Source organism: Curtobacterium sp. NPDC089991 (assembly GCF_044748425.1).
Classification (GTDB): Bacteria; Actinomycetota; Actinomycetes; order Actinomycetales; family Microbacteriaceae; genus Curtobacterium.
Genome location: NZ_JBIVGB010000006.1, coordinates 69,577 through 93,535 on the forward strand (window position 1 = coordinate 69,577; position 23,959 = coordinate 93,535).

At 71.5% G+C, this 23,959-nt stretch carries 25 protein-coding genes; 17 read left to right on the forward strand and 8 right to left on the reverse strand.

Features of this window, described 5'->3' with window-relative positions; translation table 11 throughout:
* Positions 1 to 65 precede the first annotated feature (65 nt).
* From ACIPV1_RS16265 to ACIPV1_RS16290, 6 genes are read left to right on the forward strand one after another with little or no spacing between them, the layout of a single operon-like run.
* Positions 66 to 2,978 (forward strand): Na+/H+ antiporter subunit A, encoded by a 2,913-nt coding sequence (locus tag ACIPV1_RS16265; RefSeq protein WP_402726821.1) that lies wholly within the window; start codon positions 66 to 68, stop codon positions 2,976 to 2,978.
* Positions 2,975 to 3,427 (forward strand): Na(+)/H(+) antiporter subunit C, encoded by a 453-nt coding sequence (locus tag ACIPV1_RS16270; RefSeq protein ID WP_243648937.1) that lies wholly within the window; start codon positions 2,975 to 2,977, stop codon positions 3,425 to 3,427. The genes ACIPV1_RS16265 and ACIPV1_RS16270 overlap by 4 nt, the downstream gene beginning before the upstream one ends.
* Positions 3,424 to 5,115: a Na+/H+ antiporter subunit D gene (locus tag ACIPV1_RS16275; protein WP_123339137.1), complete on the forward strand. Its 1,692-nt coding sequence runs from the start codon at positions 3,424 to 3,426 to the stop codon at positions 5,113 to 5,115. Before ACIPV1_RS16270 ends, ACIPV1_RS16275 begins: the two co-directional genes overlap by 4 nt.
* A complete protein-coding gene (locus ACIPV1_RS16280) occupies positions 5,112 to 5,696 on the forward strand; it encodes a Na+/H+ antiporter subunit E (RefSeq protein ID WP_123294606.1) in 585 nt (194 codons plus the stop codon). Before ACIPV1_RS16275 ends, ACIPV1_RS16280 begins: the two co-directional genes overlap by 4 nt.
* A complete protein-coding gene (locus ACIPV1_RS16285) occupies positions 5,693 to 6,037 on the forward strand; it encodes a sodium:proton antiporter (RefSeq protein WP_123294605.1) in 345 nt (114 codons plus the stop codon). Before ACIPV1_RS16280 ends, ACIPV1_RS16285 begins: the two co-directional genes overlap by 4 nt.
* 5 nt (positions 6,038 to 6,042) lie before the next feature.
* Positions 6,043 to 6,390, forward strand: coding sequence for a monovalent cation/H(+) antiporter subunit G (locus ACIPV1_RS16290; protein ID WP_228505532.1), 348 nt, complete (start codon positions 6,043 to 6,045; stop codon positions 6,388 to 6,390).
* A gap of 3 nt (positions 6,391 to 6,393) precedes the next feature.
* Here ACIPV1_RS16290 and ACIPV1_RS16295 read toward each other — a convergent pair whose 3' ends face one another.
* Positions 6,394 to 7,659, reverse strand: a complete 1,266-nt coding sequence (locus ACIPV1_RS16295; RefSeq protein ID WP_402726822.1) for an MFS transporter — start codon at positions 7,657 to 7,659, stop codon at positions 6,394 to 6,396.
* A gap of 206 nt (positions 7,660 to 7,865) precedes the next feature.
* Here ACIPV1_RS16295 and ACIPV1_RS16300 point away from each other — a divergent pair, with 206 nt between their 5' ends.
* On the forward strand, positions 7,866 to 8,912 hold the full coding sequence (locus ACIPV1_RS16300; RefSeq protein ID WP_123294602.1) for an aldo/keto reductase: 1,047 nt from the start codon (positions 7,866 to 7,868) through the stop codon (positions 8,910 to 8,912).
* Positions 8,913 to 8,920: 8 nt separating this feature from the next.
* Here the strand turns inward: ACIPV1_RS16300 and mgrA are convergent, their stop codons facing one another.
* The gene (gene mgrA / locus ACIPV1_RS16305) at positions 8,921 to 9,964 is read right to left on the reverse strand and encodes an L-glyceraldehyde 3-phosphate reductase (RefSeq protein ID WP_173170206.1); all 1,044 of its coding nucleotides are present in this window, start codon (positions 9,962 to 9,964) and stop codon (positions 8,921 to 8,923) included.
* 129 nt (positions 9,965 to 10,093) lie between these two features.
* Between mgrA and ACIPV1_RS16310 the strand changes: the two genes are divergently transcribed.
* The 3 genes from ACIPV1_RS16310 to soxR all read left to right on the forward strand — a co-directional run bounded on the left by ACIPV1_RS16310 (position 10,094) and on the right by soxR (position 12,226).
* Complete coding sequence (locus tag ACIPV1_RS16310) at positions 10,094 to 10,549, forward strand: iron chaperone (RefSeq protein ID WP_133938943.1); 456 nt, start codon at positions 10,094 to 10,096, stop codon at positions 10,547 to 10,549.
* A gap of 50 nt (positions 10,550 to 10,599) precedes the next feature.
* On the forward strand, positions 10,600 to 11,646 hold the full coding sequence (locus ACIPV1_RS16315; protein ID WP_402726823.1) for a YdcF family protein: 1,047 nt from the start codon (positions 10,600 to 10,602) through the stop codon (positions 11,644 to 11,646).
* A 97-nt stretch (positions 11,647 to 11,743) separates the two neighbouring features.
* The gene (soxR, locus tag ACIPV1_RS16320; protein ID WP_134195608.1) at positions 11,744 to 12,226 is read left to right on the forward strand and encodes a redox-sensitive transcriptional activator SoxR; all 483 of its coding nucleotides are present in this window, start codon (positions 11,744 to 11,746) and stop codon (positions 12,224 to 12,226) included.
* Here the strand turns inward: soxR and ACIPV1_RS16325 are convergent.
* Positions 12,223 to 12,663, reverse strand: coding sequence for a MarR family winged helix-turn-helix transcriptional regulator (locus ACIPV1_RS16325; protein WP_402726824.1), 441 nt, complete (start codon positions 12,661 to 12,663; stop codon positions 12,223 to 12,225). The genes soxR and ACIPV1_RS16325 overlap by 4 nt on opposite strands.
* A gap of 46 nt (positions 12,664 to 12,709) precedes the next feature.
* On the opposite strand from ACIPV1_RS16325, the gene ACIPV1_RS16330 reads away from it, so the two are divergent.
* The gene (locus ACIPV1_RS16330) at positions 12,710 to 13,951 is read left to right on the forward strand and encodes a multidrug effflux MFS transporter (RefSeq protein ID WP_402726825.1); all 1,242 of its coding nucleotides are present in this window, start codon (positions 12,710 to 12,712) and stop codon (positions 13,949 to 13,951) included.
* A gap of 96 nt (positions 13,952 to 14,047) precedes the next feature.
* Here the strand turns inward: ACIPV1_RS16330 and ACIPV1_RS16335 are convergent, their stop codons facing one another.
* Entirely contained in the window at positions 14,048 to 14,746 is a 699-nt protein-coding gene (locus tag ACIPV1_RS16335; protein ID WP_402726826.1) for a phosphatase PAP2 family protein, read from the reverse strand.
* Positions 14,747 to 14,835: 89 nt separating this feature from the next.
* On the opposite strand from ACIPV1_RS16335, the gene poxB reads away from it, so the two are divergent.
* On the forward strand, positions 14,836 to 16,560 hold the full coding sequence (poxB, locus tag ACIPV1_RS16340) for a ubiquinone-dependent pyruvate dehydrogenase (RefSeq protein ID WP_194672834.1): 1,725 nt from the start codon (positions 14,836 to 14,838) through the stop codon (positions 16,558 to 16,560).
* Positions 16,561 to 16,683: 123 nt separating this feature from the next.
* On the opposite strand, the gene ACIPV1_RS16345 is transcribed toward poxB, so the two are convergent.
* On the reverse strand, positions 16,684 to 17,367 hold the full coding sequence (locus tag ACIPV1_RS16345) for an SDR family NAD(P)-dependent oxidoreductase (protein WP_402726827.1): 684 nt from the start codon (positions 17,365 to 17,367) through the stop codon (positions 16,684 to 16,686).
* A gap of 101 nt (positions 17,368 to 17,468) precedes the next feature.
* On the opposite strand from ACIPV1_RS16345, the gene ACIPV1_RS16350 reads away from it, so the two are divergent.
* From ACIPV1_RS16350 to ACIPV1_RS16360, 3 genes are all read left to right on the forward strand, one after another.
* A complete protein-coding gene (locus ACIPV1_RS16350) occupies positions 17,469 to 18,311 on the forward strand; it encodes a helix-turn-helix transcriptional regulator (protein ID WP_159570616.1) in 843 nt (280 codons plus the stop codon).
* Positions 18,312 to 18,452: 141 nt separating this feature from the next.
* The gene (locus ACIPV1_RS16355) at positions 18,453 to 19,946 is read left to right on the forward strand and encodes a putative Ig domain-containing protein (RefSeq protein WP_402726828.1); all 1,494 of its coding nucleotides are present in this window, start codon (positions 18,453 to 18,455) and stop codon (positions 19,944 to 19,946) included.
* Between the two features lies 1 nt (position 19,947).
* On the forward strand, positions 19,948 to 20,142 hold the full coding sequence (locus tag ACIPV1_RS16360; RefSeq protein ID WP_159570610.1) for a hypothetical protein: 195 nt from the start codon (positions 19,948 to 19,950) through the stop codon (positions 20,140 to 20,142).
* Positions 20,143 to 20,387: 245 nt separating this feature from the next.
* Here the strand turns inward: ACIPV1_RS16360 and ACIPV1_RS16365 are convergent, their stop codons facing one another.
* The 3 genes from ACIPV1_RS16365 to ACIPV1_RS16375 all read right to left on the reverse strand — a co-directional run bounded on the left by ACIPV1_RS16365 (position 20,388) and on the right by ACIPV1_RS16375 (position 22,457).
* Positions 20,388 to 20,687: a Dabb family protein gene (locus ACIPV1_RS16365; protein WP_402726829.1), complete on the reverse strand. Its 300-nt coding sequence runs from the start codon at positions 20,685 to 20,687 to the stop codon at positions 20,388 to 20,390.
* Positions 20,688 to 20,716: 29 nt separating this feature from the next.
* Positions 20,717 to 21,604 (reverse strand): SDR family oxidoreductase, encoded by an 888-nt coding sequence (locus tag ACIPV1_RS16370; protein WP_402726830.1) that lies wholly within the window; start codon positions 21,602 to 21,604, stop codon positions 20,717 to 20,719.
* 121 nt (positions 21,605 to 21,725) lie between these two features.
* Positions 21,726 to 22,457, reverse strand: a complete 732-nt coding sequence (locus ACIPV1_RS16375; protein WP_123671152.1) for a trypsin-like serine protease — start codon at positions 22,455 to 22,457, stop codon at positions 21,726 to 21,728.
* A gap of 171 nt (positions 22,458 to 22,628) precedes the next feature.
* Between ACIPV1_RS16375 and ACIPV1_RS16380 the strand changes: the two genes are divergently transcribed.
* Both ACIPV1_RS16380 and ACIPV1_RS16385 read left to right on the forward strand, forming a co-directional pair.
* Entirely contained in the window at positions 22,629 to 23,252 is a 624-nt protein-coding gene (locus tag ACIPV1_RS16380; RefSeq protein ID WP_173170186.1) for a TetR/AcrR family transcriptional regulator, read from the forward strand.
* Complete coding sequence (locus ACIPV1_RS16385; RefSeq protein WP_402726831.1) at positions 23,249 to 23,956, forward strand: NADPH-dependent F420 reductase; 708 nt, start codon at positions 23,249 to 23,251, stop codon at positions 23,954 to 23,956. The genes ACIPV1_RS16380 and ACIPV1_RS16385 overlap by 4 nt, the downstream gene beginning before the upstream one ends.
* Positions 23,957 to 23,959: the final 3 nt, after the last annotated feature.

The following is a 23,959-nucleotide window of genomic DNA, read 5'->3' on the forward strand; positions in this document are numbered from 1 at the left end:
CCACTCTTCGTAGGCTGTGAGGGCCCAGTGAGCCGGACTGCAGCCCGACCCCGAGGAGGTGCCCGATGGTCCTCGTCCTCGTCGCGTTCGCGATCGTCGCCCTGATCGTCCCCGCCCTGACCCCCGTCCTCGGCCGCCGCGTGTTCTACGTGGCCGCCCTCGCGCCCGCAGCCGCCGCCGTGCTGACGGTGCTGCAGACGGACGCGGCCCTGCACGGCAGCGTCGTCGAACGGCACCGGTGGGTCCCGCAGCTCGACCTCGAGATCACGCTGCGGATGGACGCCCTGTCGTGGGTGCTCGCGCTCGTGGTGTCGATCGTCGGGGCCCTCGTGCTCGTCTACTGCGCCTCGTACTTCGGGCGCGACGAACCGGGGATCGGTCGGTTCGCGGGCGTGCTGACCGCGTTCGCCGGGTCGATGTTCGGGCTCGTCCTCGCCGACGACGTCATCGTGCTCTTCGTCCTGTGGGAAGCCACCACGGTCTTCTCCTACCTGCTCATCGGACACGACGCCGACAAGCGTGCGAGCCGTGCGGCCGCGATGCAGGCCCTCGTCGTCACCACCGCCGGCGGTCTGGCGATGCTCGCCGGTCTGGTCATGCTGTCGGTCACGGCGGGCACGACCTCGCTCTCCGGCATCATCGCCGCCCCGCCGACCGGACCGATCGTCACCGTCTCGGTGGTCCTCGTCCTGCTCGGCGCGCTGACGAAGTCGGCGATCGTGCCGTTCCACTTCTGGTTGCCCGCGGCCATGGCAGCTCCGACCCCGGTCAGCGCGTACCTGCACGCCGCAGCGATGGTGAAGGCCGGCATCTACCTCGTCGCCCGGCTCGCTCCGGCGTTCGCACTGCTCGACGGCTGGCGCGAGACGATCACCGTGCTCGGTGTCCTCGGAATGCTCATCGGTGGCTACCGAGCGCTCCGCCAGACCGACCTCAAGCTCCTGCTCGCCTACGGCACCGTCGCGCAGCTCGGGTTCCTCGTGCTCGCCGCCGGGTGGGGCGCGCCCGCGGTGGCGCTCGGCGGGGTCGCCCTGCTCGTGGCGCACGCCGCGTTCAAGTCCACACTCTTCCTCGTCGTCGGGGCGATCGACCACACCACCGGCACCCGCGACCTCGGGCGCCTGAGCGGCCTCGGCCGGAAGGCACCGTGGCTGGCCGTCGTGGCCGCCCTCGCGCTCGTGTCGATGGCCGGCATCCCGCCGACGATCGGCTTCGTCGCGAAGGAAGCCGTGCTGACCGGCTTCACCGAATCGCTGCACGGACCCGACGCCGGCTGGGCCTGGTTCGCCCTCGTCGGCGTGACGCTCGGCTCGGTGCTCACCGTGGCGTACTCGCTCCGCTTCTTCTGGGGAGCGTTCGCCCGCAAGCCCGACGTCGCCCAGACGGAACCGCACGCCCTGCACGGTCTGGGTGTGGTGCCGTCGATCCTGGCGCTGACCGGTCTCGCCCTCGGCCTGCTGACCCCGGTCGTCGCGCACGGCATCGAGCCCGCCGCGACGGTGGCCTCGCTCCCTGGCGAGGAAGTCCCCCACCTCGCGCTCTGGCACGGCCTCGAACCGGCGCTCGGCATCTCGGCCGTCACCCTGGTCGGCGGTCTCGCACTGTTCGCCCTCCGACGTCCGGTCGAGGCACTGCAGCACCAGCTCGCCGGGTTCCCGAGCGCCTCGGGCACCTACCGGCACCTCATGCGCGGCCTCGACCGGTTCGCGACGGGCCTGACCGCCGGTGTGCAGCGGGGTTCGCTCCCCTACTACCTGACGGTGATCCTGTCGGTGTTCGTGGCGGGTGCGCTCGCGAACCTCGTGCTCGGCGGGCCGTGGGAGTTCCACGTCCGGTTCTCCGACTCGTGGGGGCAGATCCCGGTCGTCATCGTGATGTCCGTCGGCGCCATCGCCGTCCTCACCGCGAAGACCCGGTTCGCCGCCGCCGTCCTGGTGGGCGTGACCGGCTACGGCATGTCCGTCCTGTTCGTCCTGCACGGTGCGGTCGACCTCGCCCTCACGCAGCTCGTGGTCGAGACCGTCACCCTCATCGCGTTCGTCCTGGTGCTCAGGCGCCTTCCCCCGCGCATCGCGACGACGAACCCGAGCCGGTTCCGCATCGTGCGCGCGCTCTTCGCGGGGCTCGCCGGCCTCACGCTGGCGATCGTCGTCATCGTCGCCGCCTCGGCGCGCACCGCCGACCCGATCTGGCCGGACCTGCCGGCGCTCACGAGCTCGTTCGGGCACGGCCTCAACGTCGTCAACGTCGCCCTCGTCGACCTGCGCGGCTGGGACACCCTCGGTGAGCTCACCGTCGTCGTCGCCGCGGCAACGGGCGTCGCGAGCCTCATCTTCGTGAACTCCCGCGAGGACACGCTGCCCCGGCTCCGTGACCTGCCGGAGAAGCTGACGGCCGACGGTCAGCGCACCGACGGCGAGCCGCGCGCCTGGCTGCCGACGAGCGCCGCCATCCCGACCGGCCGCTCGGCACTCCTCGACGTCGTGGTCCGACTGCTGTTCCACGGGCTCATCGTCCTGTCGGTCTACCTGCTGTTCGCCGGGCACAACGCGGCCGGCGGCGGCTTCGCCGGTGGCCTCGTCGCCGGCATCGCGCTGGCGGCCCGCTACCTGGCGGGCGGCCCGGCCGAACTCGGCGCCGCCGCCCCGGTCCGTGCCGGTCGACTGCTCGGACTCGGTGTCGCGACGGCAGCGATCACCGCGATCGTGCCGCTGTTCTTCGGCCGCGAAGCGCTGTACTCCGAGTTCTTCGAGGCGACCGTCCCGATCCTCGGCCACGTCGAGTTCGTCACCGCGACGTTCTTCGACATCGGCGTGTACCTGGTCGTCGTCGGCCTGGTCCTCGACGTGCTCCGCAGCCTCGGCGCCGAGGTGGACCGGCAGCGCCTCGAGGATGCCGGGGCGCCCACCCGCGACACCACCGAGGGGTCCGTCCGCGACACCCTCGAGGCCCCCACCCCGGAAGGGAGCGCCACATGACCGTCACCCTCGTCCTCGTGATCGCGATGGCCGTGCTGTTCTCCTGCGGCGTCTACCTGCTGCTCGAACGGTCCCTGACCCGGATGCTGCTCGGCTTCCTGCTGCTCGGCAACGCCCTGAACCTGCTCCTGCTGGTGATGTCCGGTGCCGCCGGCAACCCGCCGATCGGCAAGTCCGCCGAGGGCATCACCGACCCGCTCCCCCAGGCCTTCGCCCTGACCGCGATCGTCATCACCTTCGCCGTCAGCGCGTTCCTGCTCGCCCTCATCCACCGCTCGTGGCAGCTGTCCCGTGCCGACGAGGTCGAGGTCGACGAAGCGGACGTCGCCATCGGCCGCACGCGCGACGACCCCGACGACGACCCGGAAGCCGACTTCGACCCGAAGTCCCCCGAGGACGCCGACGATCCGCACGAACACCAACCGCACCAGGACGGAGTGAACCGATGACCTGGCTCGTCCCGCTCCTCGTCCTCGTCCCGCTGCTCGGCGCAGCCGTCGCACTCGGCCTCCTGCGGCACCAGAAGCTGCAGCGAGCGATCACCGTCGTGGTGCTCGTCGTCGCACTCGCCGTCGCCGCGACCCTCATGGTGCTCGTCGACCACCACGGCACCATCGTCGTGCAGGTCGGCGGGTGGGACGCCCCGTACGGCATCTCGCTGGTGGTCGACCGCCTGAGCGCCCTGCTCCTCACGGTGAGCGCCAGCGTGCTGCTCATCGTCCTGCTGTTCTCGATCGGCCAGGGGCTCGCAGCCGACGACGGCGAGGCCCCGGTCACGATCTTCTACCCGACCTACCTCGTGCTGGCCGCGGGCGTGCTCGACTCGTTCATCGCCGGCGACCTGTTCAACCTGTACGTGGCGTTCGAGATGCTGCTCGTGGCGAGTTACGTGCTCATCACCCTGGGCGGCAGCGAGCAGCGGGTCCGGGCCGGCACCACGTACATCGTCACGAGCCTGATCGCGTCGGCGATCTTCCTCGCCGCGATCGGCCTGGTGTACGGCGCGACCGGCACGGTCAACATCGCCCAGATCAGCGAGCGCGTCGCCGATCTGCCCGAGCACGTGCAGCTGCTCCTGCACACGATGCTGCTCATCGGCTTCGGCATCAAGGCGGCGGTCTTCCCGCTGGCGTTCTGGCTGCCGGACTCGTACCCGACCGCCCCGGCCCCGGTCACGGCCGTCTTCGCCGGTCTGCTGACGAAGGTCGGCATCTACGCGATCATCCGCCTCGAGACGGTGATCTTCCCCGGGCCGCAGTTGAACAACGTGCTGCTCGTGGTGGCGGTGTTGACGATGGTCGTCGGGGTGCTCGGTGCGGTGTCCCAGACCGACGTCAAGCGCCTGCTGTCCTTCACGCTCATCAGCCACATCGGCTTCATGGTGATGGGTGTCGGGCTCGGGACGGTCGCGGGGACGGCGGCCGCGGTGTTCTACACGGTGCACCACATCGTCGTGCAGACCACGTTGTTCCTGGTGTCCGGCCTGATGGAGCGCGTCGGGGGGACCACGTCGACCCGGTCGCTCGGCGGGTTGTTGAAGGCCGCGCCGCTGCTGGCCGCGCTGTACCTGATCCCGGCGTTCAACCTGGGCGGCATCCCGCCGTTCTCCGGCTTCATCGGCAAGCTCGGGCTCTTCCGCGCCGCAGCCGAGGACGGCTCCCCGTTGGCGTACGTCACGATCGCCGCCGGCGTGGTCACGTCGCTCCTCACGCTGTACGCGCTGATGCGCGTGTGGGACGCCGCCTTCTGGCGGCCGAAGCCCGCGGCCGAGGCCGCGGCGCCGCACGCGACGACCGCCGAACCGCACGCAGCCCTGCGGTCGCCGGAACCCGCCCCCTTGACCGTCTCCGAGGAGACGGGTGAGGCCTTCCACCCAGGAGGCTCGGTGACGGTCACCGACGCACCCCACGCGAGCAGTGCCTCCCGTCCGACCACCGGGTCGACCGAGACGGTCGGCGAAGCGCCGACCAAGGTCCGGCTGCCGCGCATGCTCGTCGGCGTGACGACGGTCGCGGTCCTCGGATCCGTCGCCCTCACCGTGGTCGCCGGCCCGCTCTACGGGTACGCGAGCCGCGCAGCGGAGTCGCTCGAGTCGCCGGACCGGTACGTGCAGGCCGTCCTCGGAGGTGACCGGTGAACACCGACACCCGACACGTCGCGAACGCCCGCCGCATCGCGGTGGCGTGGCGGTACGACGTCCCGCTCGTCGCCGGACTGACCGTCCTGTGGGCCCTGCTCTGGGGCTCGTGGACGCCACTGACCCTGCTCTGCGGCATCGTGGTGGCGCTCCTGGTCACCCAGGCGCTGCCGCTCCCGCCGGTCCCGCTGTCGGCCCGGTTCTCGATCGTGCACGCCGTCCGGTTCCTCGTGGTGTGGTCCGGACTCGTCATCACGGCGTCGTTCCGGGTCGCCTGGGTCGCGTTCCGCCCGCGGGGCGTCCGCCGCAGCTCCATCACGCTCGTGCAGCTGCACTCCACCGCCGAGATGACCTTCACGCTGGCGACCCTCGCGATCTCGCTGGTGCCCGGCTCGTACGTCGCCGACGTCGACCTCCGCCGCCGGCGCCTGCTGCTGCACGTGCTCGACACCGAGCGGGTCGAGCAGGTCGAGGCCGCCCGTCGCGAGGCCCTCGGCATCGAGGCCATGGTCATCCGTGCCCTCGGTTCGAAGCAGGACGTCTCCGAACTGTCCGAACCGCTGCCGGAGGTCACCCGATGAGCGCCGCCGTCGTCGTCATGGGGATCGGCATCGCCCTGGTCCTGGCCCTGCTCGGCGCCACCCTCGCGCTCGCGGTGTTCCGGATCGTGCGCGGCCCGACGATCCTCGACCGGATGATCGGATCGGACATGGTCCTGACGACCGTGCTCGTGGTGATCGCGGCGTCGATGGTGGTCCGGCGCGACCTGACCGGGATCCCCGTGCTCGTGGTGATCGCGGCGACGAGCGTGTTCGCCACCGTCGCCGTGGCCCGAGCGGTCACGCCGTCGTCGGACCCGTCGGACGAAGGCCTGAGCGTCACCACCCCCGAGCACGCCGCCGAAGCAGAGGAGCAGTCGTGACCGAGATGATCCAGGCGTTCCTCGACGGCGCCGGCGTGCGGGCGTGGATCGCGCTCGCCCTGCTGCTCATCGGCTCGCTGCTGTCCCTCGGCGCCGGGGTCGGCATCGTGCGCTTCCCGGACCCGCTCGTCCGCCTGCACGCCATGGCGAAGCCGCAGGTGCTCGGACTCGCGTTCGCCCTGGCCGCGATCGTCGTCGCGGTGGGGACCTGGACGGCGTTCTGGGTCGTCCTGCCCATCATGGTGTTCCAGCTGTTCCTGGTGCCCGTCTCGACGCACATGATCGCCCGCGCCGGGCTGCGTGCCGACGACTACCGGCACGAGGACCTGTTGGTCGACGACACCGAGTCCTGATCGTCAGGCGGCGGTACGGCGCCGCAGCAGCAGGTTGACGACGGCCGCGAGCACGACGACCGCTGCCGAGGCCGCGGGGAGCACCATCGCGACGGACGTTCCGTGCTGCTCGGCCAGGTCGCCGGTGATGGCGGAGGCGATCGACTGCCCGACGATCACGGCGGATCCGAGGATCGTCATCGTGGTCGCGGACCGGCCGACCGGTGAACGGTCCGAACCGAGGCTGTACTGGGCGACGAGGGTCGGGCCGATGCCGACGCCCATGATCGCCAGGACGATGCCGACCGCCACGACGGAGTCGGCCTGCGAGAACGCGATCGCGCCGCCGAGCAGGACGACACCGAACACGAGCCAGCGCCAGCCGAGGCCGAACGACCGCGGGAACGCTGCGGACCCGAGCGCGAGTCCGGCCGAACCGATGCCCATCAGGCCGTAGAGCAGGCCGGCCTGGGACGCCTCGCCGTGGGTCTCCATGAACGCCGTCAGCGACGTCAGCGACGAGCCGAAGAACAGGCCGATGCCGAGGATCCCGACGACCACGACGACGAGCCGCGGACGCAGGAGCTGGCGCGCCGGGGCCTGGGTCAGTTCCTCGTGCTGCCCGAGCACGAGCTTGCCCGTGGGGTGCAGCGCGAAGGCGGTCACGAACACGAAGGTCAGGGCCGAGGCGCCCGCCACGGCGACCCACGGTGCGATCGCGCTGGCGAGGATGCCGACCAGGAACGGGCCGATGATGAAGACGGTCTCGTCGGCGGCGGACTCGTACGCCATCGTGCCGCTGAGGGTCTTCTCGCGGCGGGCCGGTCGCATGCGCTGCGCGATGATGGCGACGAGCCGGGTCCGGGACATCGGCGCGACCTGGGGCGCGGACGCCCCGATGCAGAACGCCATCGCGAGCACGGCGAGGTCCGGCGCGCTGCCGCTGACGACGAAGGGGAACGCGCCGAGCAGCGCCGCGTTGGCGAGGCCGACGGGGACGAGCACGGCACGCTGGCCGAACCGGTCCGCGGCGGCGCCGACCATCGGTCCGAACACCGCCGCACCGATGCCGACCGAGGCGGAGTTGACGCCACCGAGGGCGACGGAGTCACGCGCGGCCACGACGAGGGTGAGGACCCCGACGACCATCATGGCGAACGGCAGGCGGGCGATGAACGCCACCGGGAAGTACCAGCGTCCGGCGAGGGAGACGAGCGAGGCGTCTCCGGCGGTCGCGGTGTCCGTGCGCTCCGGGGCGGGCGCAGACGGGGTGGGACTGGTGTGGAGCATGGGGGTGTGCCTTCTCGGCCCGGCCCGGTTCGGTGGGGGCGGACCCATCGGGTGCCGCCGTTGTCCGCCGGGGAGCCGGCGGCCGGTAGATACACACTGCGTGTTTCAGAACTGCGCCCATCGTACCAACCGTTCCGGTCGGGGCCAGGGGTAATGCTTCGTCACCGGACCGTCCTGCGGCCCGCACGGCCCATATCGTGGCGCGCATGGAACAGCGACGCATGGGGCGCACGGGGGCGCCCGTCAGCTCGCTGACGCTGGGGACGCGTGCCGTCGCCGGCGTCGCGGCCCACGACCCGTCGGCCGGTGTGACCCTCGTGCTCGAGGCACTCACCCGCGGCGTGACGTCGGTCGACGTCTCGGACGCCGACGGCGCGGGCCTGGCCGAGACCGCTGTGGGCGCGGCGATCGCCGGACGGCGCGAGGACGTGTTCCTGTCGGTGCGGTTCGGAGCCCCGGTCGACCAGGACCCGGCGCACCGGGGCAACGGGCGGCGGTGGATGTTCCGTGCCGTGGAGCGGAGCCTGCAGCGACTCGGCACCGACGTCATCGACCTGTACCAGCCGGCACTGCCGGACCCGGCGACGTCGCTCGACGAGACGCTCGACGCCCTCGCCGACCTGGTCGCACAGGGCAAGATCCGCGCGTTCGGCCTCCCCGGGTTCCCGGCCGAGGAGCTCGTCGAGGCGCAGTGGCTCCGGTCCGGGTCGAAGAGCGCCACCGCGACGCACGTGCCCTACTCGATCCTCACCCGCACGGCGGAGCGCACGGTGTTCCCGGTCGCCCGCCGCTTCGGTCTCGGGGTCTTGGCCGGAGCACCCCTCGCCGGCGGCTGGCTCGCGGGCACCTACCGCAACGGCACCGTCCAACCACGCTCACCGCACGTCGACGAGCACCCGGACGCGTACGACATCGGCGCCCCGCGGAACCGTCGGAAGCTCGAGGTGGCCGACCGGCTCGGACGCCTGGCCGACGACTCCGGCTTCACGGTGTCGGAGCTCGCGGTCGCCTTCGCCCTGACCCACCCGGACGTGTCCTCGGTGGTGATCGGGCCGCGCACCGTGTCGCACGTCGACGCCTACGTGCAGGCCTCCGAGATCGTCCTCGACGACGGGCTGCTCGACGCGATCGACGCGATCGTCGCGCCGGGCACCCACGTGCTCGAGCGGGACACCGGGTTCGCGCTGCCGGCGCTCAGCCGCGAGCGACTCCGCGGTCGCACCCCGGTGGGCGCCGGACCGAACCGCTCGTAGGTCCGCGGTCAGGAGACCTCGCCGGCACGCGCTCCCGCCCACAGGTCGACGTCGGTGATGCCGACGGAGTGCTCGTCGATGGTGCGGAGCTCCTCGTCGGTGAACGACGTGTTCGCCAGCGCCGCGACGTTGTCCTCGAGCTGCGACACCTTCGACGCCCCGATCACGAGCGAGGTCACCCGCTCGTCACGGAGCGCCCAGGCCAGGGCGAGCTGCGCCAGGGACTGTCCACGAGCCGCGGCGACGTCGTTCAGCGCCCGGAGGTGCCCGACGACCTCCGAGGTGATGCTCGACGCGTCGAGCGACTTGCCGGCGGCGGCTCGGGAATCAGACGGCACCCCGTCCAGGTACTTGCCGGTGAGCAGGCCCTGCGCGAGCGCAGTGAACCCGATCACGCCGAAGCCGAGCTCGCCGGCGGCGTCGAGCAGCCCCTCGGTCTCGATCCAGCGGTTGAGCATCGAGTACGACGGCTGGTGGATGAGGAGCGGGGTACCGAGGTCGCGCAGGATCGCGGCGGCCTGTCGGCTGCGTTCCGCGTCGTACGACGAGATGCCAACGTAGAGCGCCTTGCCCTGCTGGACCGCGGTGTGCAGCGCGCCCATCGTCTCCTCGAGCGGGGTCGAGGCGTCGAGTCGGTGCGAGTAGAAGACGTCGACGTAGTCGAGACCCGTCCGCTGCAGGGACTGGTCGAGCGAGGCGAGCACGTACTTCCGCGAACCGCCGCCCTGGCCGTACGGACCCGGCCACATGTCCCACCCGGCCTTGGTCGACACGACCATCTCGTCGCGGTACGGCCGGAAGTCCTCACGCATCAGGCGCCCGAAGTTCACCTCGGCGGCTCCGTACGGCGGGCCGTAGTTGTTCGCGAGGTCGTGGTGGGTGATGCCGAGGTCGAAGGCCCGACGGCTGATCGCGCGCTGCGTCTCGAACGGCACGTCGTCTCCGAAGTTGTGCCAGTACCCCAGGGAGAGCAGCGGCAGGTCGAGGCCCGAGCGGCCGGTGCGGCGGTACGTCATCGAGTCGTAGCGGTCGTCGCTGGCGATGTAGGTCATGGTCCGAGCCTGCCACCAGCGCCATCGGACGAGCGCAACGAGCGCAACGAGCGCGATCGGACGAGCGCGACGAGCGCGACGAGCGCGATCGGGTGCATGATCGACGCACCGACACGGAAGGGCACCACCATGGCACGGACGACGAAGACCGAGGGCACCTTCACCGACGAGGAACGCGCGGCGATGCAGGAGCACGCCGCTGAGGTCAAACGCACCCGCGGCACGAAGGGCACCAAGGCGGAGAAGGCGGCAGCGGACGCCGCCGCGGTCGAGGCGAAGATCGCCGAGATGCCCCAGCCGGACCGCGGGCTCGCGGAACGCATCCACCGGATCGCGCTCGAGGTCGCGCCCGACCTCGCGCCGAAGCTCTGGTACGGAATGCCCGCCTACTACCAGGACGGCAAGGCGGCGTTCTTCTTCCAGGACGCCGCGAAGTTCAAGGCCCGCTACGCGACGCTCGGGTTCCAGGACTCTGCCGCGCTCGACGACGGGACGTTCTGGCCGACGTCGTGGGCGATCACGCCGGAGTTCTCCGAGGCGGACGAGGCGACCGTCGCCGACCTGATCCGCCGGGCGGTCGCCTGATCCACGACCGGTAGCGTGGAGCGCATGACCGCGCTCCGTTCGGCCGACCGATGACCTCCGTGGGGGTGCCGGCCTGCTTCGCGCTGGTCTTCCTGCTGCTGTACGTCGCGAGCAGGCGGCGTGACCCGCGGATGCTCCGGAACGGGGTGTTCCTGACGGCGGCCGCGTTCTTCGCGCTCGCGACGGCCGTGACCGCGCTGACGCTCGTGGTCCCCGGGTTCAGCCTGGTCGTCGGCACCGTGCTGCTGCTCGTCCCGCTCGCGGTGGTCGTCCTCGGTGTGGCCCTGATCGCGAACGGGTTCCGGATGCTCCGCTCCGAGGGGCGCAGTCTCGGCAACACCCTGTCGTTGGTCGCGGGGGTGCTGGTGTTCGTGCTGCCGGCGGTGGCGATCGCGCTGTTCGTGTCCGCGAGCGGCGAGGGGTTCACGCTCTGGGACGGCGCCCGGATCGCGGTCGCCGTGCTGATGGTGTTCGTCTGCGGGTACTTCGCCGCGTCCCTCGTCGCGTTCGCCGTGTACTCCGTCGTCTACGGCCGGATGCGTCACGGCACCGTGCCGGACACGATCGTCGTCCTCGGTTCCGGGCTGATCCGCGGTGAGGTGCCGCCCCTGCTCCGCAGCCGCCTCGACCGCGCACTCGTCGTGTACCGCGCCGAACGAGCCGCCGGGCGTCGGCCGCTGCTGATCCCCTCCGGCGGGCAGGGCGACGACGAACCGCGCGCCGAGGGCACCGCGATGGCGGAGTACCTCCTGGCGAACGGGGCGGACCCCGACGACGTCCGGCCCGAGACCGAGTCCCGCAACACCCGCGAGAACCTGCGGCTCTCGCGCGCCGTGCAGGCCGAGGCCGGGCGCGACGGTCAGGTCGTCGTGGTCACGAACGACTACCACGTGCTCCGCGCCGCCACCCTGGCCCGCCGGCTCGACCTGCCGGCGCAGGTGGTCGGCTCGCCGACGGCGCCGTACTACGTGCCGAGTGCGTTCCTGCGCGAGTTCGTCGCGGTGGTCGTCGAGCACCGCTGGCTCAACGTGCTGGCGTGCACGCCGTTCGTCCTGTTCACCGCGTTCCTGCTCTGGGAGTCGTTCCAGCAGCGGTAGACGCGACCGACGGGCGGGCGGGAGGCCCGTGGCGGGCCCGCCACGGGCCTCCCGTCCGCCCGTTCGTCGCGTCGAGATCCACCGTAGGATCTCGACCATGGTCGAGATCCAGCCGCCCCGCCCGACCGACCTCCTCCCGATCGGCGAGATCGTCCGACGCACCGGCGTCGCCGCGTCGGCCCTGCACTTCTACGAGCGCAAGGGCCTGATCCGGCCCGAGCGCACCGACGGCGGCACCCGGATGTACCCGCGACACGTCGAACGGCGGATCGCGATCATCCAGGTGGCGAAGCGCCTCGGCATCCCGCTCAGCGAGGTCGCCGAGCAGTTCGGCACGCTGCCGGCCGACCGGATGCCGTCCCTGCGCGACTGGAACCGACTGAACGAACGGTGGCGCGCACGGCTGCGGGCACGCCAGCTCGAACTCGAGCGGCTGCAGCAGGAGATGACGCAGTGCATCGGGTGCGGCTGCGTCTCGCTCGGGGCGTGCTCGGTCGTGAACCCGGGCGACACGCTCGGCGACGAAGGCCACGGCGCTCGGCGGCTGCTGCCGATCGAGGACGACGCCCCGCAGGGCTAGACCCCGCGCAGCCCCTCGTCGATCCGGTCGAGCAACGCCAGGGCCTCGGGCAACCCGGCGTCGTCGTCGCCGAGCGCGGCGCGGAGCTTGCCGGCCCAGTGCGCGCGGAGGCGTCCGATGCTCTCCCGCGCCACGTCGGTCGAGTGCAGCTGCACGGTCCGCGCATCGTCCGGGTCCTGCCGACGTTCGACCATCCCCTTCTCCACCAGGGACCGCAGCGCGACGCTGAGGTTGCTGCGCTTGAGTGCCGTCGCCTCGGCCGTCGCGCTCGGCGAGGTGCCAGGGTTGCGGTCGACCCAGCGCATCACGAGCGCCTCGGTCCCGGTGAGCGGCACGATCTCGAGCGCCCCGGCACCGTGCGGGTCGATCTCCCGCGAGATCCGCAGCACGACGTCGGCGAGGTCGGCGAGGACGTGGTCGGACACGGCGGAGTGCATGTCCGTACTGTACCGAGGATCGGCAATGAGTTATGCTTTCATAACAATGACCACGGACACCGGAACCATCCGCGCGCACGTCGCGACACCCACGACCAGGCAGCAGGGCATCACGACACCGCTGCTGCTGGTGCTCGGCCTGCTCAGCGCCGTCGCCCCCTTCGCCACCGATCTGTACCTGCCGGCGTTCCCGCAGATGACCACCGAACTCGGTGCGAGCGCCACCACCGTGCAGCTCACGCTGACCGCGTTCCTGGTCGGTGTCACGGCCGGCCAGCTCGTCTTCGGCCCGCTGTCCGACCGGTTCGGCCGCGTGCCGCCGCTCATCGCCGGCGCGGCACTGTGCGTCCTCGCGAGCGTCGCCGCCGTGTTCGCACCGAACATCGGCGTGCTCATCGCGGCCCGACTCCTGCAGGGCCTGGGCGGTGCGGCCGGCATGGTGATCAGCCGTGCGGTCATCTCCGACCTGGCGACCGGCAAGCCCGCAGCCCGCGCGTTCTCGCTCATGATGATCGTCGGCGGGGTCGCCCCCGTCGTCGCTCCGCTGCTCGGTGGCCTGCTCACCGGTCCGATCGGCTGGCGCGGCCTGCTGTCGATCGTCCTCGGTCTGTCCGTGGTCATGCTCGTCGCGGTGCTCGCCGTCATCCGTGAGACCCACCTGAAGGCGCACCGCGATGTGCTGCGCGAGGAGCGGAAGGGCACCGGTTCGCCGCTCCGCGCGCTGCGCTCCCGCACCTTCCTCGGCTACATCGCCGTGTTCGGCTTCGCGTTCGCCGTGATGATGGCCTACATCTCCGCCTCGCCGTTCCTGTACCAGGACATGATCGGGCTCGGCACCGTCGGCTACGGCCTGGCGTTCGGGCTGAACGCGCTGGCCCTGATGGGTGTGAGCATCGTGTCCGCCAAGCTCACCGAGACGCGCTCGGTCACCGGCGTGCTGTCGCTCGGCATCGCCCTGGTGTTCGCGTCGACGGTCGCGTTCGCGCTGCTCGTCGTCTTCGCGGCACCCGTGTTCTGGCTCGCGGTCCCGCTGTTCACCGCGGTCGGCTCGCTCGGCCTGGTGCTCGGCAACGCCACGGCGCTGGCGCTCGGTGCGGTCCCCGCCGCTGCCGGCAGCGCGTCGGCAGTGCTCGGTGCGCTGCAGTTCGGGCTCGCGGCGCTGGTGTCCCCGCTCGTCAGCATCGGCGGCTCGGTGACGGCGGCACCGCTGGCGATCGTGATGCTCGCGTCCGCCGTGGTGGCCGTCGTGGCGCTGCTCGTCGCCCGGGGCCGCACCCGCCTGGCCTGACCCGGTCGGCGCCGACTCGGTCGGGGCCGACTCGGAACGACATCATCGACGTCGCACGACAACCAGGACGTCGTTCCGGGTCGGCAGCCCCGTCGACTACCGACCCCGCAGGAACGGGATCCGCGGCATGAGCCAGTCGACCCACACCACCCGCACCCCCGGGGCCACGGCGAGCGCCCACAGGATCGAGGCCACCGCGTCGGTCGGGTAGTGCACCGCGTCGATCGACACCGAGATGAACACCACCACGATCGCGACGACCCCGAGCGTCAGTGCGAGTCGGTGCCACCGGGTCTCGCGCAGCACCCAGATCAACGCGATCACGAACGCCGTGATGTAGACGGTGTGCCCGCTCGGGTACCCGGGGTCGGGCTGCACCGGGAACGGGTGCGGCAGCACGGCGACGTCGGGCCTGGCGCGGTGGACGATCTCCTTCACGACCGCGGACGGCACCCACGTGATGGCGATCGTGCCGCCGAAGGCCAGGGCCGGACGGAGACTCCGGGTGCGCCACCAGATCACGGCCACGACGACGACGGTGATCCCGATCGCCGGCCCAGGACTGATGACGTGGTAGACCGCCGTGGTGAACGCCCCGATCGCGCCGGTGTGCAGGGCGTTCAGGGCCTTCGACAGTCCGAGGTCGACCGTGCCGAGGGCGAACCCGACGAGCGTGATGACGACCACGGCGATGACCGCGATCGCGACGGAGACGAGCGGGTAGGGCGACGGCTCGAGGATCCCGGTGCCGTCGGACTCCGGTCGGCGGGGGCGGAGCAGCGGCGCGTCGGTCATCCGACCATCGTCCCAGCCCGGACTCCGACCACGGGTCCGGCGAGCCTCTGAAAGCACTCAGCGCAGCCGCCCGCGAGTAGACAGGAGGCATGCCAACCGTTGCCGAGAACATCGTCGCCACCCTCCGCAAGAACGACGTCGCCCGCGTCTACGGCCTGCCGGGGGACTCCCTCAACGGCTTCACCGACGCCCTGCGAAAGGACGGCACGATCCGGTGGGAGCACGTCCGCCACGAGGAGGCCGCTGCGTTCGCCGCGAGCGCCGAGGCCGAACTGACCGGCGAGCTCGCGGTCTGCGCCGGCAGCTGCGGCCCGGGCAACCTGCACCTGATCAACGGCCTGTTCGACGCCAACCGGTCGCGCGTCCCGGTCCTCGCGATCGCCGCGCACATCCCCACCGCCGAGATCGGCTCCGGCTACTTCCAGGAGACCCACCCGCAGGAGCTGTTCCGCGAGTGCTCGGTCTACGTCGAGTACGTCGCCGACCCGACGCAGATGCCCCGCCTGCTCGAGATCGCGATGCGCGAGGCCGTCGAGAAGCGCGGGGTCGCGGTGCTCGTGATCCCCGGCGACGTCCTGCTCGCCGAGGCGAAGGACGACCGCACCACCCGCATCGAGCGCACGACGCCGCGCATCGTGCCGAGCGAGGCCGAGCTGCTCCGCACCGCCGAGCTGCTGAACGGTGCCGACAAGGTCACGATCCTGGCCGGTGCCGGTGTCGCCGGGGCGCACGACGAGGTCATCGCGCTGGCCGAACGGCTGCAGGCCCCGATCGTGCATGCCCTGCGCGGCAAGGAGCACATCGAGTGGGACAACCCCTACGACGTCGGCATGACGGGCCTGCTCGGCTTCGCGTCCGGGTACCGGGCGATGGAGGACGCCGACGTCGTGCTCATGCTCGGCACCGACTTCCCGTACCAGCAGTTCTTCCCCGCCAAGGCGAAGCACGTGCAGGTCGACATCCGCGGGTCGCAGCTCGGCCGGCGGCACCCCGTCGACATCGGCCTGGTCGGCACCGTCAAGGACACCGCGCTCGCCCTCATCCCGCTGCTCACCGGTTCGCACCCGACGAAGCACCTCGAGGAATCGCTGAAGCGCTACCGGAAGACCCGCGAGAAGCTCGACGACCTGGCCGTCCCCGCTGGCCGGAAGAAGCCGCTGCACCCGCAGTACGTCGCGCGGGTGCTCGACCGGATCGCCGCGCAGGACGCCGTGTTCATCCCGGACGTCGGCTCCCCCGTGGTGTGGGCGTCGCGCTACCTGACGATGAACGGCAAGCGTCGCCTGATCGGCTCGTTCGTGCACGGCACGATGGCGAACGCGGTCCCGCAGGCGATCGGTGCGCAGACGGCGTTCCCGGACCGCCAGGTGATCGCCCTCGCGGGTGACGGCGGGCTGACGATGCTGCTCGGCGAGCTCATCACGATCGTGCAGAACAAGTTGCCCGTGAAGATCGTCGTGTTCGACAACTCGTCGCTGAACTTCGTCGAGCTCGAGATGAAGGCCGCCGGGTTCGTGAACTACGGCACCGAGCTGCAGAACCCGGACTTCGCCGCGGTCGCCGAGGCGATCGGCATCAAGGGCTTCAAGGTCGACGTGTCCGACGACTTCGAGGACGCGATGGCCGCCGCGCTCGCGCACGACGGCCCCGCGCTCGTCTCGGTGCGCGCGAACCGGCAGGAGCTGTCGATGCCCCCGGCGGTCACGCTCGAGCAGGCGAAGGGCTTCACGCTCTACGCCATCCGCACGGTGCTGTCCGGTCGCGGCGACGAGCTGCTGGACCTCGCGTCGACCAACGCGCGTCAGCTGCTGTAGACGCGACCGCACGGCGGACGGGAGGCCCGTGGCTGCGCAGCCCCTCCCTCGCAGGCTCGGTCGGCGCGCCCCGCACAACGCTTCGCGTCGCCGCTGAGCGGGGCGCGCTCGTCCGCTCTGTCGTCACCACCCGAGCGGCTGGCCGTCCTCCAGGAACACGCCGGTCGGGCCCTCCGGGCCCACGCTCGCGGCGGCCGCGACGGTCGCCGCGCTCACCGCGACGGGGCGACCGTGCGGGTTCGGCACCCCACCGAGCTCGGTCGCCGTGTAGCCGGGCTCGAGCACCACGAAGCGCACCTCGGGTGCGATGCGGGCGTACTGCACCGTGAGCATCGAGACGGCCGACTTGCTCGCGCCGTAGACCGCGGCCTGCACGGTCGACGCCGCACTGTCCGGGTCGTGGACCGCCGTGAACGAGCCGAGCGCGCTCCCGACGTTGACGACGAGGGGGCTGGCCGATCGGCGCAGGATCGGCAACGCGGCCTCGGTCGTGCGGACGATGCCGACGGCGTTCGTGTCGAACACGGCGAGCGCGTCCGGACCGTTCAGCCCCCACATCGCGATGCCGGCGTTGTTGACCAGGACGTCCAGGCCGCCGTTCGCGTCGATGTGCGCGAAGGCTGCGGCGACCGAGTCGTCGTCGCGGACGTCGAGCTGCACGGAGCGGGCGCCGATCTCGGCGGCGACGGCCGCTCCCTGGTCGGCGTCGCGAGCGCCGATCCAGACGGTGTGGCCGGCTGCGACGAGCTGGCGGGCGGTTTCCTTGCCGAGGCCACGGGTGGCGCCGGTGATGAGTGTCGTTGTCATGGGTCCAGCGTCACGCTCGACGCGGTCGGCAGGGAGTCGCCCGGTTGTCGTAGGACTGGTGGGGCCAGGACGCGGCCGCGACGTGCGCGCAGACTGGGGGCATGGCGGACACGGACTTCGGGCACACCCTGCGACGGCTCCGCGACCACGTCACACCCGCGGCCGCCGGCATGACCGTCGGGCCACGACGTCGGGCGGCCGGGCTGCGGCGCGAGGAACTCGCGGGCCTCGCGGGGATCTCCGCCGACTACCTGACCCGCCTGGAGCAGGGTCGCGCGACGTCGCCGTCCGCCCAGGTGGTCGAGGCGCTGACGCGTGCCCTCCGGGTCTCGGACGCCGAACGAGAGCTGCTGTACGGGCTCGCCGGGCACGCGACCCCCGGTGCGGAGGTCGTGCCGTCGCGGATCCCGCCGAGCGTGCAGCGGCTGCTCGACCGGCTGGCGGACACCCCGGTCGCGGTGCTCGACGCCGCCGGGAACCTGCTCGTGACCAACGCTCCGCACGAAGCCTTGATGGGGCCGATCGGCGGGATGCGCGGGAACGAACGGAACACCGCCTGGCGGCACCTGGTCGGTGCCGGCAGCCGCGCCGTGCACACGCCCGCGGAACAGGCGGCGTTCGAGGAGAACCTGGTCGCCGGACTCCGGATGACCGCGGCTCGCTACCCGCTCGACCGGCAGTTGCAGCAGCTCGTGCGGGACCTGCGGGCGGCGAGCCCGCGGTTCGTCGAACTGTGGGACTCGGGTGCGACGACCCTGGGCGAGACGGCCCGCCGCAAGGTGATCGACCACCCCGACGTCGGGCTCATCACGCTCGACTGCGACACCCTGGTCGTCGGGCCGGAGGACCTGCGGATCCTGGCGTACACGGCGGTGCCGGGGTCGGTGGACGCCGAGCGGTTGGCGCTGGCGATCGTGCTGGGGACGCAGTCGTTGGTGGAGTGAGCACTCGCCCCCAATTCGTGGGGGATGCTCGCGACGTGGCCCTCAGCCCGTTCCGAGGTTGGCTACGATCCGAGAGCGCCGGCTTCCGGCGATCTCAGACGTCCGGTCTCCTGCCGGACTGCACACCCGAGGGGACCACCCGTGCAGCACAGCACTGCAACACTTCGACGCGCCTGCACGATCGGCGCGACCATCGCCGTCATCGGCCTGAGCACCGGCTTCGGCGCGTTGACGGCCACGACCGCCTTCGCCGACGAGCAGCCCGTCGCGCCGACGAGCACCGCGACCGCGTCCCCGGCGCAGGGCACTGACAGCACGGCTGACGGCGCTGACGAGTCGGCTCCGCCGGTTCCCGGGTCGACGTCCGCGCCGACGGCCGAGGCGACAGCTGATCCCACCGCGGAACCGTCCCTGCCGGTCAGCACGCCGGCCGCGACTGCGACTCCCGATCCCACCGCGCCCGTCGCAGCCGAACCGGCAGCGTCGCCGACCGTGACGATCACCGGGGACGCGACCGTCGGCAGCACCCTGACGGCGACCGGGCACGACTTCACCGGCGACCTGGCCTACGCGTGGACCAGCGGTGACACGTCCTTGCCGGTCACCGCCGACTCGTACGTCGTCGCTGCCGCGGACGCCGGCAAGACCATCAGCGTCACGATCACCAGCGACACCGACGAGTCCGCGACGACCACGACGGCCGTCGTCACGCAGGAGGCGGCCTTCCCGGAGGCCTCGACCGAAGACGACCCGATCACGTTCTCCGCGGTCGCCGGTGAGCGTTTCACCCACACGTTCGCCGCAGAGGGCTTCCCCGCACCGACGTACTCGGCCGCCTACTACTCGCTCGACGATCCGTACGCGAGCGAGGACGACGGTGACGAGTCCGGGTACCTGCCGTACGGCCTGTCCCTGGACCACGCCACCGGCGCGCTCTCCGGGAAGCCCCGCTACTCCGGCACCTACGCGTTCCGCATCGTGGCGACGAGCGGCACCACGACCGCCTCGCAGTACGTCAACATCACGATCGACGCCGCCGCACCGCTCGGCGTGGAGGTCACCGCCGAGGACAAGGACACCTTCCTCACCGCGCACTCCACCAGCTGGGTCATCGAACGCGACGGCACCGTCTGGACGTTCGAGAACGAGACCACCCGTCAGCCCGACGGTGGGTACATCGGGTTCGGGGTCGGGTTCGAGGGCGGCCAGCCCACCATCGACCAGGGCGGGACCCTGCTCGTCAGCGGCCACCTGGTCGACCGCTTCGGCAACGAGGTCGACGACGCCGACGGCTACCCGGTGTCGTTCACGGTGACCTCGGATCACGCTTCCGACGTCATCACGCCGAGCCGCGATCCGTGGGTCGCGACCGACGTCACGTTCCCCGAGGCGTCGACGCACTCCCTCGAGGTCGCCTCGAGCGGGTTCGCGACCGCCTTCACGGTCGACGTCCAGCCCACCGCGGCTCTGGCCGTCTCCCCCACGGGCACGGTCGCCACTCCGACCGTGACCACGGGCGAGCTCGCCTACACGGGGTCGGACGCGATGCACCTGCTCCCCTGGGCCGGCGGCCTCGCCGTCACCGGTGCAGCGGTCATCGCACTGCAGGCCTCCCGCCGTCGGAAGCAGCACTGACGTGGCGACGAAGAAGCTCATCCCCGAAACCGCGCTCGTCGCCTACCTGGTCGGCGTGCCCCTGGCCGCAATGGGTGCGATCGCGGCGCTGAGCCTCGGCGGTGTCCAAGGTGCCGTCGCCGGGGCATCGGCGTTCATCGGCGGCGTCCTGTTCGTGTGCACCGGCATGGTCGTCAGCGCGGTCGATCGGCGCTGATCCCTCGTCAGGCACTGCGGGCGAGATGGCCCGCGACTCTCGCTCGACAGTGGCGCCAGGTCGAAGCGGTGCTCACGCACGATCACACGTGGCGTCCCTGACGCAGAGCTGGTGGAAGAACGAAGGCCCCGCGAGCGGGGCCTTCGGCTGGCGACGTTCCGGTAGCCGGCCCGTCGTGCTTCCATCGTACCGGTCAGCGCAAGGCGTCGGCACCCCCGATCCAGTCCGGACGAAGGCGCTGCCGGCTACGCCGCGTCCTCGACGTCGAACACCACGACCCGGGCACTCGCCCCGCCGATGAACTCCGCCACCGGCTGGTGCTCCGGGTGCGGCAGGTACCCGGCGAGCGCCGCCCGATCGCGGAACCGGACCACGAGCATCCACTGGAACCCGCCCTCCAGCCCCTCGGTACTCACGCTCGTCCCCGACTGCACGGACTCGACACCGTCGATCAGCGGCAGGTGCTCGCGCGACAGGGCGTCGGCCTCGGACGACCGGCCCGCTCCGTCCCACTCGACCAGCACGGTGTGCGTCACTCCTGACACGTGGTCTCCTTCGTCTGTCACGACGCCGATCAGAACGCGGGCGTTCCGCCGGCGATCGTGATCGTCGACCCTGACTGGTAGCTCGACTCCGGGCTCACCAGGTGCACGTACGCGGCACCGAGCTCGGCCGGCTGTCCGGGGCGGCCGAACGGCGAGGTCTCTCCGAAGTGCGACACGGTCTCGGCGTCGTCGGATCCCGGCTGCAGCGGCGTCCAGACCGGTCCGGGGGCGACGGAGTTCACACGGATGCCCTTCGGTGCGAGCTGCTGGGCGACGGCCTCGGTGAAGAGCTTGATCGCACCCTTCGACACGGCGTAGTCGATCTTGTCGGCCGAGGGCGTCGACGCCTGGATCGAACCGGTCGTCACGATGGTGGAGCCCGGCTCGAGGTGCGGCACCGCTGCCTTGGTCAGCCAGAACAGCGAGTAGATGTTGGTCTTGAACGTCGAGTCGAACATCGACGTGTCGAGGGTCAGGATGTCCTCGTTGCTGTCCATGCGGCCGGCGACCATGACGAGGGTGTCGAGCCCGCCGAACTCGTCGACGCCCTTCTGCACCAGGTCCGTGCAGTACTGCTCGTCGGAGATGTCCCCGGGGAAGAGCACGGCGCGACGCCCCTCGGACTCGAGCAGGTCGCGGACCTGTTCGGCGTCCTCCTGCTCGTCCGGCAGGTAGGACAGCACCAGGTCGGCACCCTCACGCGACAGGGCGATGGCGGCGGCGCGACCGATGCCGGAGTCGGCGCCGGTGATGATGCCGCGGTAGCCGGTGAGGCGTTCCCGGCCGACGTAGCTCTCCTCGCCGTGGTCGGGCTTCGGGTCCATCTTCCACGCGGCACCCGGCAGCGACTGCTCCTGCTTCGGGTACGGCGGTGCCGGGTAGAGGGTGTTCGGGTCGCGCTTGTCGTACTGGCTCATGCGTTCCACTGTCGTCGTCGCGCGTGGACGCGCGTTCAGCCGCTGCGGTCCTGGGACACGGCTGATGACGGACGGGAGGCCCGTGGCGGCGTCGCCACGGGCCTCCCGTCCGTCACGTGGTTCAGACGCCGGCCGTGGTCCGGATCCAGGACGAGGCCTGCGACAGCAGGGCGTAGTTCGAGCCGGCCTTGGTGTCGGCGCCGGGGTCGGCGCTGTCACCGGTCGAGCAGACGGCGACGACCTTGCCGTTCACGAGCAACGGGCCGCCGGAGTCACCGTGGTTCGAGGCGCCGGTCACGCCCGTGAGGTGCTGCGCACGACCGCTGTAGGCATCGGTGCTCGCGCCGGTGAGCGAGACGGTGGCCTGGTAGAGCCCGTCGGACTGGGTCGCGTTCGCGCGCAGGCCGTAGCCCTGGATGGTGCCGGTCCCGCTCGACTTGGCGGTCGCGGTGAGGTCGAGGGGCGCGTAGGTGGACAGCGAGTAGGCGGTCCGCAGGTGGACGAGCGCGATGTCGCCCGCAGGCGAGGCACTGACGCGGTCGACGGCGACGGCCGTGCCCCGGTTGGTCGTGGAGTTCGAGTGGTAGACGTTCATCGCGCCGATGCCGTCGATGCAGTGGCGGGCGGTGAGGATCCACGAGGCGTTGATCTGCTCGCCGGTGCAGTTGCTGACGTAGCCCGACGGGATGGAGCCGCCCGACGCTTCGAGCTGGACCGCCCACGAGGTGGTGGGGGCCTTCTCGCCGCCGACGACCTTCGTGCTGGCCGGCAGTGCCGAGGCGGGTGACGCGGCGAACACACCCGCGGTGATGACGGCCGCGGCGGCGAACGCGGCTGCGATGGACTTCTTCATGACGACTCCTCTGTCGGGGGAAGCACCTGACCCGTTGCGTTGTGCAACTGGTCAGCATCCTGACCCTCGTTCGGGGGCCGCGCCAGTCCGCACTTCGGCGGACGGCCGAAATGGAGATAGTCTCCTCTTGCGAGTTCCGGAGACAGTCTCCGGTGAGAGGACTGAACCCGTATGGCGACCACCACCCGAGCAGGCCGCGCTCCCCGAGCTGACGCGCAGCGCAATCGGGACCACATCCTGGACGTCGCCGAGCAGCACTTCTCGGCGCACGGCGTCTCCGGCTCGCTCGATGCGATCGCGAAGCAGGCCGGCGTCGGTGCCGGCACCCTGTACCGGCACTTCCCGAACCGGGAGTCCTTGCTGGCAACCCTGCTCGCCGCCCGCGATGACGCCCTCGTCGCGCGACGCGATCGGCTCCTCGCCGGGTCGGTGGCCACCGCCGACGCGCTGGCAGGCTGGCTCGACGCAGTCGTCGAGTGGGCCAGCGCCTTCGACGGGCTGCCGGACCCGTTGCGCACCGCGACGATGACCGACTCTTCCCCGCTGTCGATGACCTGCGAGGGGTTCGTCACGACGACCGCTTCGTTCCTGCGCGCTGCGCAGGAGGACGGCAGCGCCCGACGCGACGTGCGCGCACGCGATCTGTTCCTCGCGGCATTGGCCATCAGCTGGGTGCGAGGAGCTGCCATGGCGGACGCCACGACCACCGGCGCCCTCACGGCGCTGCTCAGGAGCGGCTGGACGGCCCCACCCACCGACGACCACGAACCAGCGACGCAAGGAGCACGACCATGACACGCATCGGCATCATCGGCAGCGGAGCGATCGGGAGCGCGATCGCCAGACGGGCCGTCACGGCCGGGCTCGAGGTCCTCGTCGCGAACTCACGCGGGCCGGAGTCGCTCGCCGACCTCGTCCACGAACTCGGGCCCCGCGCGCAGGCTGGCGACGCTCGAGCTGCCGCCCGGTTCGGGGACGTCACGGTGCTGACGGTCCCACTCGCTTCCTACCGGGCCCTGCCGCTCGACGCGCTGGCCGGCAGGACGGTGCTGTCCACGGGCAACTACTACCCCTACCGAGACGGCCGGATCGAGGAGCTGGACACGCTGACGAGCACGACCGCCGAGTACGAGCAGTCGCTGCTACCGGGTGTCGCGCTGGTCAAGGCGTTCAACAACATCGTGGCCCACCACATCCCGACGCTGTCCGGCTCCGAGCCGCGCACGGCACTGGCGGTCGCGGGGGACGACGCCGGGGCGAAGGCGTCCGTCTCGTCGATCGTGGACGCCCTGGGGTTCGACACCGTCGACTCCGGGAGTCTGGCGGAGTCGTGGCGCTCCGAGCCACAGTCCGGTGCCTACACGCCGATCTACGCGGCCGATCCGGAAGGGTTCGCACGCGACCACCTCGCCGACCCCGGCGCACCCGTCAGCGCGGACCAGCTCCGCAGACTCCTCGCGGCGTCGCACCGACCCGACGTCGCCGCCCGCGAGTTCTGAGCA